At 37.0% G+C, this 12,372-nt stretch carries 10 protein-coding genes; 4 read left to right on the top strand and 6 right to left on the bottom strand.

What is annotated here, in order from left to right:
* The 4 genes from AC1DPQ_RS04945 to AC1DPQ_RS04930 all read right to left on the bottom strand — a co-directional run.
* Window positions 1–1,181 (bottom strand): hypothetical protein (locus AC1DPQ_RS04945; RefSeq protein WP_477608214.1); only part of this gene is annotated, 1,181 nt, incomplete at its 3' end.
* Between the two features lie 47 nt (window positions 1,182–1,228).
* Window positions 1,229–2,809, bottom strand: a complete 1,581-nt coding sequence (locus tag AC1DPQ_RS04940) for a cysteine peptidase family C39 domain-containing protein (protein WP_477585642.1) — start codon at window positions 2,807–2,809, stop codon at window positions 1,229–1,231.
* A 957-nt stretch (window positions 2,810–3,766) separates the two neighbouring features.
* Entirely contained in the window at window positions 3,767–4,684 is a 918-nt protein-coding gene (locus AC1DPQ_RS04935) for a chitinase (RefSeq protein ID WP_477584681.1), read from the bottom strand.
* Between the two features lie 1,143 nt (window positions 4,685–5,827).
* The gene (locus tag AC1DPQ_RS04930; RefSeq protein ID WP_476767433.1) at window positions 5,828–6,103 is read right to left on the bottom strand and encodes a helix-turn-helix transcriptional regulator; all 276 of its coding nucleotides are present in this window, start codon (window positions 6,101–6,103) and stop codon (window positions 5,828–5,830) included.
* Between the two features lie 298 nt (window positions 6,104–6,401).
* Here AC1DPQ_RS04930 and AC1DPQ_RS04925 point away from each other — a divergent pair, with 298 nt between their 5' ends.
* The 4 genes from AC1DPQ_RS04925 to AC1DPQ_RS04910 all read left to right on the top strand — a co-directional run bounded on the left by AC1DPQ_RS04925 (window position 6,402) and on the right by AC1DPQ_RS04910 (window position 9,347).
* Window positions 6,402–7,523 carry a hypothetical protein gene (locus AC1DPQ_RS04925; protein WP_477608212.1) on the top strand — a complete coding sequence of 374 codons (1,122 nt, stop codon included), beginning with the start codon at window positions 6,402–6,404 and terminating at the stop codon, window positions 7,521–7,523.
* Window positions 7,524–7,716: 193 nt separating this feature from the next.
* Window positions 7,717–8,307, top strand: coding sequence for a cyclic nucleotide-binding domain-containing protein (locus AC1DPQ_RS04920; RefSeq protein ID WP_477608210.1), 591 nt, complete (start codon window positions 7,717–7,719; stop codon window positions 8,305–8,307).
* 108 nt (window positions 8,308–8,415) lie between these two features.
* Window positions 8,416–8,841: a MauE/DoxX family redox-associated membrane protein gene (locus tag AC1DPQ_RS04915; RefSeq protein ID WP_477585205.1), complete on the top strand. Its 426-nt coding sequence runs from the start codon at window positions 8,416–8,418 to the stop codon at window positions 8,839–8,841.
* A gap of 125 nt (window positions 8,842–8,966) precedes the next feature.
* The gene (locus AC1DPQ_RS04910; protein WP_477585204.1) at window positions 8,967–9,347 is read left to right on the top strand and encodes a hypothetical protein; all 381 of its coding nucleotides are present in this window, start codon (window positions 8,967–8,969) and stop codon (window positions 9,345–9,347) included.
* A gap of 64 nt (window positions 9,348–9,411) precedes the next feature.
* On the opposite strand, the gene AC1DPQ_RS04905 is transcribed toward AC1DPQ_RS04910, so the two are convergent.
* A complete protein-coding gene (locus tag AC1DPQ_RS04905; protein ID WP_477608208.1) occupies window positions 9,412–10,782 on the bottom strand; it encodes a RagB/SusD family nutrient uptake outer membrane protein in 1,371 nt (456 codons plus the stop codon).
* A 23-nt stretch (window positions 10,783–10,805) separates the two neighbouring features.
* The coding region (locus tag AC1DPQ_RS04900; RefSeq protein WP_477608206.1) for a SusC/RagA family TonB-linked outer membrane protein at window positions 10,806–12,372 on the bottom strand (1,567 nt) is incomplete at its 5' end.

Below are 12,372 nucleotides of genomic sequence, written 5' to 3'. Positions count from 1 at the left end.
ATGGTATTGTGAATTAATTCACAATACTGTTGCGAATCTAAAGGTCCCTTAATAAAAAAATAGTCAACCATTTCGAGAAACTTATCACGATTTAACCTACTAATTTTACCTATCTCTAAAACTTTTATTTTAATGTTTATAAAAACATTGAAACTGTTGACAGTAGAGTAAAGATTCTGAAGTGCCTCGTTAGAGGTGGTGATGCCGATAATTACTAAAGTGGTATCTGGGTAGATTTTTCTATATTTCCCAAGTTCTTTTCTATATTTCTCAATCAAATTCACAAGTTGATAACTACAACTGGATCGGTTGATTTCATGAAAAGTTTTATAAAATGGAGAATAGAAAGTATAATCGACCTTTCTGAAGTTTTTCAAATCATCTTCTTCAATATCTCCCGTATAATGCAATATTTTATTAATTTCCAGGGACTGTATATCACTATTAGCCCAAGAAAAATTTAGTTCTTCATGAATTTCAAATTTCTTATCAAAAAATAACGCATTCCACCAAAAAGCCCACATATCTGCACACCATGATTGGATTCCTACATTAATATCATCATTTATATGCCTATGATTTATATTATAGTCCTCTAGTAGTAAAAAAAGGGCCTCACAATCATTTTCCATTTTTTCCCAAAATGATTTTTTACAATTTTTAAACAGATATTGAGCCCCACCGGCATTATAGTCACTGGATCTCACATGGTCAACAGTTACTCCGACTTGACTACACATCTTACTTAAAAGATTTTCATCACTTGCGTTTACGATATAATTACAATCTAAATAGCCTCTAGTATCCGACGTATACCACGTATCATCATTAAATAGTTGATTAAATTTCGGAAGAGATGTGAAAATGATATCAGAATCATGATAAAAAAAAATTTCTTCTTCAAGTTCTGGATAAGAATTAAAATGCTTTAAAATTATATGAGGGCGAATTGAAGAGGCATATTTGCTCGATAGTCTAGTGTCTTCGTAGGTATAGAAGCAAGCTTCATTGTTATTAACAATCCATTGCTCAAATTCTGGATTCAAGCCCGTGATTGAATCATATCCGATCAAAATATGTATCTTATTAGGCTCAATACCCAGGGAGCGAAAATTAAATACCTGTAATTGCAATTGCCATAAGAAATAATTATTATCAGGTTGCGCACTTAAAAATATCATAAATTTTAACCGATGTTATTACAAAACACTCAAAAAATAAAATTGCATTAAATAATTAAAAGCAGATACTTCAAGTCTCCCAATTCATAAATTTGTGGTAGCTCAAAACCATTCAATAAGATTGTAGGTGTTCCCTGTATGTTATTAGTTGAATACCAATTGTATTGATTTTCTAATTTGTAGGTTTCAGAATCATCGTGTTCAATCGGAAATTTTTTCTTCCAAGTATTATAGTTCTTCTCTTTTTGTAGATACCAATCCTTCAGTGTCTCTTTGATTTCAGCCTCACTCATCATCTTATTTAAGGCCATGAGATGTTTTGTAACAGGTCTTTGGTAGTCATTCTTAGTATTGTTACCTGTAAATGTAATTTGTACACGTAGGTCTTTGTTGATATTTAACACATCCTCCAACTGCCGATGTATGTTAGCACAAGGTGGACAATATGGATCAGTTACCATAGTAAGAACATTTTTACCGTTTTTATTACCAATTATTATACAATTGTTATCATCAGGAATGGGGTATTGATTTTCCCTTATTGATAGCTGAATAAATGTTTCTGGATTAAACATCGTTTGATGTAGTTGTTGTCTTAAAACCGGAATTTTGTATGTTTGATTCAAAATAGTTTTTAAAATCTTCCACAACACAAAACCTAAAATAATTGAAATCAAAAGAGCGCTAAAAAAAAATTTCAGATCATATACTGGAAAAGTGAATTCTACCAGACGATTGCTAAGTGTAAAAAATTCAAGCCATAAAATGGCTTGGACAGTACAACATAGTATACACCACCTCCTTGCTACTCTAGCTTGATAATAGATGGAGTACACCGAATATGGTAAACTTAAAATTGTCATAATTGTCAAAAAATTGATGACATTCACCGAACCAAAGAAAAAAAGCAGTAACCATGTGACAGTAAAATATAAAAATCCAATATCACTCCAAGTAAACCCCCAAAATGCATTTGCTGCCTTAGATGACAGGATTTTATTACAATCACTTTTTTTACTAATACCGCAAAGCCTTCGAATTAGGGGATTCTGCGCATCGATTCCTTGGATAAACAGTAGGACGGAAACTATAATTCCTAAAGTTTTAATAAACAACAGTAATGAAGTTCTAACATCATGCAAAATCACCCAGAAAGGATTGACTAAAAACCCAAAAGCAAGTGAGATAAATAGCAAAATTCCCAGCAATGAATATTGATTATCTTGAAAATATGCCTTGTAATAGCTTAAGGATGGGCTGGCATTCTTAGATTCAACACAAAGTACTACCCCGGTAAAACAAGCCAAGAAATCAAGGGTTGTAAATTTTTTATTATTCCATTTTTCGTTTGAAACATAGATATAGTCATTTTTAATTTTGTTTACCACAACAAAATCATCTTGATCTAAATTTATGTGTGCAAGAAAAGGAGTCGGGATGTTCAATAGATCTTTTGATTCTATTCTGTAGGCACTGTTGTCAACATCAAGACTTGCTAACACATCACTAATAGCTAATAAACTTGGGTAATCAGGGTGTTTATGAAACTCTTCATATAATTTCTCTTCGCTTATATAATAATTTAGACGATTTAGTATTTGTTTCGTACAGGAAATGCTAGTATTCATAGATCTGTCTTAGAGTATCTTATAAGTTTATAAATAATGGGATATTTAATTTAAAAGGCTAGTTGTGGGTACATTGTTTTGAGCAAATAAGCTAAGTATTTCTGATCTGTATTGAATCTTATCTAAGTACAACTTGCACTAGACTTAAATCTGTTTTCTTGATAATGATATGCAAATACTGTAACAATTGCTTGATGCAGCTATTTAATGCTAGCACTATAATAAATTTTATTTTCTGAATATTCCTTTTTGCATCCTCCAAGAAACATTATAGAAAAATTAAAATCCAGGAAAATAATCTCGCTGCTCGTTTTTTTTGTTTGAGTAGGGTTTTTATCCCATATTATAATCTTTTTTAAAAGTGTTTATATTATAATTTATGTTATGGCCCATAACAAATCTATTTACTAATTTTTGATTAACCAAACATTTAGTTGAAAAAAAATAAACATCACATTGTGGAATAAAAAGGTTCTTAAATAAAGAATATTGTGAAAATTGCATGTTTCAGTGAAAGTGACTCACTGTTTCAGACAAAACTGGCCACCAACTTGACTATCGGATGATGCACATCTAGTTCCCTTCACGATGAACAAATACACACTGCGGATCCAAATCCATTTTCCTCAGGACTTCTCGGTTTAACCCATCCTACTGCCGATTTATCTTCAATTCAGACCTTCCCAAAGATCAAATCCATTCACAGGTATCAGCACGCTTAAAAATGCCATAACCCCTCCAAAATAGCTAAGCGCCACTAGTCCATCCCTAATTGCAGATATCCTCCCAGGAGCCTTAATTTTATGCAGAAATTGAAAGATTGTTCCCGAAAGCCAGTTGCGAAAAAAATCTGATCGAAATCAAAACAGGGTCACTTTAAAGCGAAATAGGGTGACAACTTAAACGCAGAACGGACCGCCAGGAGATTATTGAAAACGTTGACTCACCAACAATAATTTATTTACCGTAGGGCGCCATCTTCCCACAGGAACAGTTGCAATTACTGTAATCAACATTAAACTTTTTTAAAAAATGTTTGTAAAATCCTATCCGGTCTAACATTGGCTTCTGTTCTTCCCCGAGATCGCACTCTAAAGCGCCGTTAATAATATTTATCGTCATACCAAATCCAGGAGTATAACCTAACTTTTTTTCTTCTAAATTTGGATTCCAACTTTCATCTATCACATCATGAGCTGACGGCTTATTGCCTTGGGGCATCATCCAGAARAAAATAGCCGATTCGAATGAAACAACCGGATTATTTGCAACAATTTCAGGATGATTTAGAAGAATATTTTTATCTCCAAAAATAATCTCTGATGCAGCGCCATAATTACCATTATAGCTCAATTGAAGAGGCCCCCTGCCATAATATTTTTTGTTTGCTACAGCTGGATATATGTTGTTTGGAATAACATATTTAGAATTAGTATCCATTTCGCAAACTAACATTAAGCCATCATTATATTGGTTATCCTTACCATTCCTTGTCTCGTGTGCTACATGAGCGAAAAAAGCAGCCAATTCTTTAAAATTAGTTCCTTTTCTATAGCAAAAATCTCCGAAGTCTATTGTAACTTGCCTATATGTTTTATTTTTAGCCCATTCTTCTTCCCAGCCTTTGTCTTGTCTGATTACAGTGCTTTTGTCATCATTAAATATCTTGGTAATTTTGTATAACCACTCTCCACGTCTTTCAACTTTTACTTTAAAGTGGGACAAAGTGTTGACCGCCTTAGTAAATGAATCGTAAGTAAAAAAATTATTTCTGTGAGGGAATAGTTCATTATAATCCTTATTAGATAATAAGGACCCATTTCTGATTGTTTCTTTAGGCGTACAACCCAAAAACAGGAAAATTAATGCAATCATTACATTAATTTTAGATWTTCTAAAAACAAACTTCATTAGCAGAAATGTGATGTTCCACTTCCTCCAAGACCTGCAAAAAGCCAAGCTGTATCGACCTGATTCTCACATGATAGAAGTGGCGCAATGTCATGTACACCGACACTGCTTTCCATAACATTTATTGATTGAGCTCTGGAACTAACTTGACCTCTAATGGAGTTGGTTTTGTTTAATCGGATATTTCTCATAGGGTATAAGATTGTTTATTGACACCAATATAGGAAAAAGTTAAAAGCCATAGAAATATTTATAACAGTAAGACAAATTACGACTAGCCCCCACGCAGGAGGTGAAAGCGTCCAATAGTATTTATTCTATGGAGTATGCCAGCAATTTCATTCAATTAAAGTATTAGAAAGAATCGCAAAGAACTTATTTTGCGAAGCAATGCCTACAAAAGAGATGTTGAAACAAAGCTCGAAGCATAGAATTACAAACGTTTAACAGGTAAAAAATCTACGGTAGTCCGAAAAGCTCCTCGGAAGTTCATAAAAAACATTAAAAATTCTGGGCCGCCAGTGGCTATAACGACGAGGAAAGCGAAACTCTGAGGATATTTTTAAGAAATCAGGATCGATACCGATTCTAACCATGCATGGCCTGTCCTCGAAAATGTGCCGAATTGGGATTCTAAAATCATAAATTAGAGGTAATTTGGATATCTGTCATCATTTACATTAAAGATAATCAGTGGCTTGAGCTGACAACATTGTTAATATCTCTGTGACCGAAAGAGACTATGCAGGCTCTTAATCATTCAGATTATAGAAAAATACCCACAATGAACTCAGATAATTACTTGGAAATCCGTTTATCTTAGGGGTTAGGTAGGCAATCGCTGGAATATGCAGCCTCAAAAAGCTTCTCTGGAGTCTTAAAGCTAAATGTAATCAACCTACCTTTAGGAACAGATCCAATCTTTTTTCCCTTAAATAATCTTGGAATGGTGTAATGTAGTTCTGGAGGAGTCATAAGCTCCAAAGATATTTCCCGTGGCTGAGTTTTGGCAGATTTTGCTTTTTAACAACAATCAACTTACTGATAATAAGCCGATTGAATGTTATAAATAAAGAATATAGGGATCTCCACTTTTAATCTCGCCGATCAGACCCTCCCCCTTCTCTTACTTTCTAAAAACTCCTCTCTCAGCTCACTCTTATAAAACCTGTCTCCACCGGGAAGCTTGCTGGGTTTTAAAATCCCTTTTCTGACCTTTCTCTTATAAGTGCTTTCACTTATCCCAAGATACTCCATCACTTCAAGCCGGGTCAACATCTGATCCTCCGGGAGTTTTAGTTGGCCATAGGACTTAGAATATATCAGTTGCATAAGTTCATAAATTTTGAGCAAAACGTCCAGGATAGCATTTAGTTTGTCCATAGTGATTTCCGTTAAATCAGATAGAAAAATCTGGTCTTGATACAATAAACAGTTGATGCAAAAAGAATAATCTATGATCAAAGTGTCAAGTTGCAGCACGGTGGTAAAACTTACCACCCCAATTTTACAGGCAATAACGGCCAGTTGTTTTTTAACATTTAAAAACCTTAGCTAATAAATTTATCACGGCAATAGCGCAATTCATCCCYTCAGGATAACGGCTAGTGTAGTTTATTTCCCGAAAAACATCACCTCAACTAAATTTAGGAGAAACTTAACGCCTCCTAAATTTTCAAATATGGATTTTCAACTGGATTATTTTAGACAAATTATCTATCTCATAAACAACAACCTTGATCTGGATGATCATTTAACAACGCACACAGGCATAAAGGAAGAAACCCAAAGGATAATTAAAAAGATCAATACCTATCAACCCAATGACATTTCCACGTTTACCGATTTTATCCATTTTCAGGTCGGAGCCTTAACAAGAACGGCAAGGGAAATAGAAGATATTCTTTCATTCAAGGAGGATCTGTCCGACGATTCGGAAAAGCTACTCGAATTAATGCTAAATGGAATAGAAACGATCATTTGGCACGTACACACCTACTTTCGCGACCAATTTGACTACAACACCCTTTTAACCAAAAGGACAATTTCAGATCATTTGAAACAAGTTGAAATAATAATTGAAGAACATCTTTCATTGTTTAAAAAATCCAATATAGACCAAGAACTTATCGAAATCCTCTCAGATGCATTGTATTTAAGACTGGCAGATCCCCCACGCTTCCGGCATTTAGCATTCAGCGACCAGCTATTTAATTATCTGAACCAGCATGTAAAAAAGCATCTTCAAAAGGAAACACTGATAAATAACTTAATCTCCTGGAAATTTAACCATCCTAGGTTTTTTGAATATTACATACATAATATAAGCGGAAAACTTAGGGATTCTGCTACCATTTCAGAAAACTATAGACTACTCATTTTTCTTAAAAAGCAGATTTCTCAGATACCAATTGAACATACTAATTCCTATAACCCCCTCCTGCCCCAGATAAACCATTCACTACTTCAGGTGCTCGAAGCTGAACTGAGCTTTATGAAACAACTTGACTTTCTGAACTCAGAACTGATGAATTCTGGGATGCTTGATGCTAAGTATAAGGTCTCACTTTCGGTAAAGCAGTTGGCCTACCTTATATTTCTGGCCGTAGAAGTGGGTATTATAATCGAGCGTAAAGCTAAAAGGGTACATGAATACATTATTTCACATGTCAGCACAGCAGAAACAGAAAAAATTTCAGAGAAAAGTTTCAGCAACGGCTATTACGTACCAAGTTCTGTCGATATCGGCGTTGTAAGCGATAAGTTGGCTGAGATGCTTGCCAAAGCCCAAAACCAATTTTAATCTTTCATAATCATAGGCTCCCTCCCAATAAATCGGAGAATCTACCGCCTCAAAAGCGTTGTCACGCAATAAATCATAAAGGGAGTACAAAATCAAGAAAACTTTTCATGTTCATTTTTTATGGGGTGGTATGAGGTGGTAGAAAATACCACTTGACCAAACATTGAAATCCTTTTTATTTGGATTTAAAAACATGAATTACGAACCAATTTACAAAAGACTTAATGCCTATCATCAAATGAGCAGTCCCTTGAAGGCATATCTAAAGGTCATTATACGTGAGATCATCCTCCCAGATGGACAGGCACTGGAAAAGGCTCACTGGAATGAATTTCCAATAACATTTTTATACAAGGGGACATTAAAGACAAAACTTGAAAGTAAACTTGAGCCAGGAAAATCTATTTTGCTATTACATTTTGAAGGGGGAATGTTGCCACAATTTATAGAGACCAATCAAGAAGACTTTGATCTACGTACAATGGTGATTGGGGAGTCAACATTAATGGGGATACCCGCAGGACATATCTATAATCTCTACAAGCTGTTTCCGGAATTCCATGAGATAACCGAAAAAATAAGTTTGGAGAACTTTAATAGACTCTTCCACCTTGCCTTTGACATTAAAAATCTTAAGGCAGAGGATCGTCTTGCTTCCCTGTTGGAAATCCACCCCAATGTCTTTCAGCTGGCTTCCTCTGTCGACATTGCCGACGCTACGGGGATGCATGCACACACACTAAGTACACTTAAAAGTAAATATCTAAGTAGCAGGAAAAGTTAAATGTCCGCTTTGAGAACTCAAAATTAAGACTTTTACGAATTTTCATCCTGAAGCGGAACCTCAGAAGAAGAGACATGTGATCAATTTTGTGAAAGCAATCTCAGAAGCATGAAAGACCGGTTTTTAATTTTCTCAGTGAGCGCATTGATAATCCTTTGGGTTTACACCGCAGGATCCAAGATTGTTGAATTCCAGGAGTTCAGGCACCAGCTAAAGCTGCAGCATTTCAACAATGTTTTTATGTCTTTACTATCGTTTATACTACCACTTTCAGAAGCACTTACAGCATTTCTTTTATCCCGTCCGGCGAGCAGAATGTCCGGCCTGTACTCGTCATTCCTCCTTTTAGCAGTCTTTACCATTTACATCTTGCTTATACTGCTTGGATTTTTTGACAAAATACCATGTAGTTGCGGAGGCGTGCTTAAAGAAATGAGCTGGAAGACACATCTGCTGTTCAACACTTCATTTTTATCATTGAACCTTTGGGCTATCTATTATATCAAACAAAGAGAAAGGAGGTCAGGAAAATAACGATGCAAAACTGAACGGTGGGTCTAGCAGCTTTTCCCACTGACCGTAAACTAATCACCGGTGTAAAAAACACCATTACCTAAACTTTTTCGCTTGCTTTTTCAATGCAAAAAGCATCCATAAACATGAAAAATTTAAAAAAAATCAGTTTTGGCGTATTCGCCTTCATTTTTGGGTTAACATTGATCTTGACCCAATCAGCATTTAAATTTGCAAAAACAGGTACCTTGAACAGAGCACCTGTTACTTTTTATTATCATGGTCCTGATTATTCGGAAGGGGAAGTAACCGATGAATCAAACTGGACCTCGGAAGAACCACAAGAAAGCTGTGATAACGAAGATCAGGCACCTTGTACGATAACCGTTGATGATAGCTACGTTGATGGGTCAGGAAACCTGGAAACCAGTGCAGATTTAAGGGCTGACCTGAACACTGCTACTTCAAGTTATTATATTTCAGGTTCAGACGATAACCTGATGACTATAGTTAACAAAACAAGATAGTATCAGATTCAAAGGCAGGGCCATCCGGCCCTGCACTTTGATCTTAACTAAACCTAAATTTCTTTTAATTTTGGGCTATCCCCGTTTCTTCAATAATATCCGTTGGCAAGGGAAGTGCGTAATATGATGAGTTGGGCGGAAGGAAATATTTCGTTGCTCCAATATTCCTTTCCAAGGTGATTCCACCTCCCTCGAGATTATACCGCTTAAGGTCCGGCCATCTGAGGTTACGCATCAACAGCTCCTTGCGCCGTTCCAGCCTGATTTTCCTAAGTGCATCGGCTTTGTCCAGTGCAATCAGGGGAACATAGGAAACTGTATTTTTCCACCTTTTCTTGAGCAGGAAATTAAGGTCTGACATTGCTCCTTCCAGATCGCCCTCCATCGCCCGACATTCTGATCTGGTTAGATAAAGCTCATCAGTAGCAATACCACTAAATAATGTGGAGGCACTGGAACTATAACTTCCCTTAAACTGCTGAAAGGAAGCATTAATTTTGAAAAACGCCCTGCGACGGAGATCATTTACATTATATGAAGCATAAAGATTCGTGTCAATCCTTGAAAGACTTGGCGTATGCAGGCCAAATCCGGTGCCCATCTCCGTATAAAAAATTGTTTCCTTATTAAACTTCCTGAATGTAACAGCAAGATCAAGCCCGAGCACATCTGTATCATTATTATAATCCATCAGATCTGCCTTAATTTTAAGGCATTTATCTGCATAATTTAAAGCAGCGCTATAATTACGCATGTAAAGATAGATTCTAGAAAGCTGTGCGTAAGCTGCTGCCTTTGAGGGCCTGACTGCAGACACCGGTGTTTCCGGTAATAAGGATGCGGCTTCCGTAGCATCTGCAAGGGCCCGCTGTAAACATTCTGAAACTGTGGACCGCACAGACCTGACATTGAAATCAGAAGTCATGCGCAGCACAATACCTGGATCACCATTCGAGGTTGACGCATTATAACCATGGCCAAACTGTATGGTGAGCAGAAACAAATAAAAACTCCTAAAAAACAGAGCTGAACCCTTTGCATTGTCCCATCCTTTTGCATTTCCCTCGTCTCTTGAAAGTTCATCAAGCAGTTCAAGACAAAAATTGGCATTGTATATCGGGAGATAGGCATTTGACCAGTCGTTCGGATACCTGTAATCAACTTTTTTCCATGCGTAAATATCGCGGGCAACCTCTGAATAAGAATTTAAATTGCTTGTCGGTATATAAATATCATCCGCCGAAGCCTCGCCAAATGAAGGGGTTTTTCCGATATTCATCTGCCCTGCATCGTCCAATATACCCTGAATATCGCTAAGGGTTTTGGGTACCAACAACTTTGAGTCTGATTTCAGGGTCAGAAAATTTTTGCAGCTGGTCATCATGGCAGCTATTAAAAAGCTTGCCAAAATCATCATGGTTTTATTACTATTCATTGCACAATAAATTAGTTGTTAAATTAAAAGCTCCCTTTTACTCCAAGGGTAAATCCTCTGGTGGGACTAATTCTGTCAAGGTTATCTGGATCTAGGCCAAACTTATTGGCCCTCCATATTATTCCGAGATCCGAAGAATTCAGATATACATCAAGCGAACGGAATGGAAACCGCCACCGCTCGGCATTGAGGTGGTAACTCAGATTGACATAATCCAACCTGATCTGGTCAGCAGGAACAATATTTATTTCAGCAGCAGAATAGAATGAATCTCTTAGTGAATTTAATGGATAGGTAAATGAAGGAATATCAGTGAACTGCTCATCCCCTGGCTTCTGCCACCTACTGGAATAGTCACTATTTGTAATTCCCGAATTTGCCAGCCCAAAATATCCGATGCTACTTTTTTTCATAAAATAACCAAGCTTGAAACTGATATTGAATGAAACCGTGAGATTTTTATAGGCAAACGAATTGATCAGGGAACCAAAATATACCGGGTTGGCCGGGCCTATATAATTTATATTGCCAGCATTCAAACGTCCTTCTGTTGCAATTGCAGAATAGTTTGTGCTTAAAACACCAATCAGATATCCCTGAGGATTGCCTGCCGCATCAAGCCCACCCCACCTGTATCCAGAAATTGAATAAAGCGGGAGGCCGACAACCGGAGTAATTTCACGTCCACCACTGAGCAGTTTTGACAGGTTATTATTCGCCGAATAATATTTTACTGTCTTGCTTTTATTCTGGCTGAGATAAAGATCTGTTGACCATTTGAAATCCCCACCTGAAATATTTCTACTGTGCAATTCTGCATCAAAGCCTCTTCCCTCCATATCCGCCACGTTCCGTGTCAGTTCATCAGACCCGCCCCAGGTGGTATAGTCATATAGAAACGATCCATATAGATCAGATCCATGCTTTTTATAGACCGAAAAAGATCCCGTCAAACGCTCCTTTGCAAAGGCGAAATCAATTTTCAGGTTATATTGCCCAAGTTCCTCCCACCTCAGTTCCGGGTTATTGATTCCCCTTATCCTCACGAACGGAAGGTTGTTCAATGTATTTGTGCTCGCGACAGCAACCGCCTGTGCTGTTTTTGAAAGATCAACATTGCCGCTTTTTCCATAGGTAGCCGAAAGCCTTAAAACCGGTAGCCAGGAGATATTGTAAAAAGCCTCCTGTGAAAGTGACCATCCAAGACCTACTGACCATAAAGGTTTCCATTTATCATTCGTTTCTGCGCCAAAAACATTCGAGCCGTCCCTTCTCAGACTTCCGGAAATCCGGTACTTACCCTTATAACTGTAAGATGCATTAGCGTAAAAACTCAAAAAACGGTATTGATTACTGGTAAGGCTGAGCGAATTTGGGACCTGCTGATTTGTTCCAGTAATGAAATGTGGGTAAAGCCCCACCAGATCCACAGGCTGATAAACCAATGGATCTTCCTTATAACCATACACCGAATTCCCATTACCAATCGTCTGTCCCTCCCTGGCCTCGGCACCCATAATAGCCGTTATGGAAGAAACCCCGATGTTTTTGTTAAAGTTCAACTGCAATCTTCCAGTAGCGGAATTCACC

The sequence above is a fragment of the Pedobacter sp. 01T416_2 genome (assembly GCF_056398925.1).
The sequence above is the reverse complement of the archived record's forward strand: the minus strand, read 5'-3'. Positions and strand labels throughout refer to the sequence as shown.

Bases quoted from the DNA above. Each gene is read 5' to 3' on its own strand.
- AC1DPQ_RS04940 (WP_477585642.1), bottom strand. From the start codon at position 2,809: ATGAATACTAGCATTTCCTGTACGAAACAAATACTAAATCGTCTAAAT.
- AC1DPQ_RS04930 (WP_476767433.1), bottom strand. From the start codon at position 6,103: ATGGACAAACTAAATGCTATCCTGGACGTTTTGCTCAAAATTTATGAA.
- AC1DPQ_RS04925 (WP_477608212.1), top strand. From the start codon at position 6,402: ATGGATTTTCAACTGGATTATTTTAGACAAATTATCTATCTCATAAAC.
- AC1DPQ_RS04920 (WP_477608210.1), top strand. From the start codon at position 7,717: ATGAATTACGAACCAATTTACAAAAGACTTAATGCCTATCATCAAATG.
- AC1DPQ_RS04915 (WP_477585205.1), top strand. From the start codon at position 8,416: ATGAAAGACCGGTTTTTAATTTTCTCAGTGAGCGCATTGATAATCCTT.
- AC1DPQ_RS04910 (WP_477585204.1), top strand. From the start codon at position 8,967: ATGAAAAATTTAAAAAAAATCAGTTTTGGCGTATTCGCCTTCATTTTT.
- AC1DPQ_RS04905 (WP_477608208.1), bottom strand. From the start codon at position 10,782: ATGAATAGTAATAAAACCATGATGATTTTGGCAAGCTTTTTAATAGCT.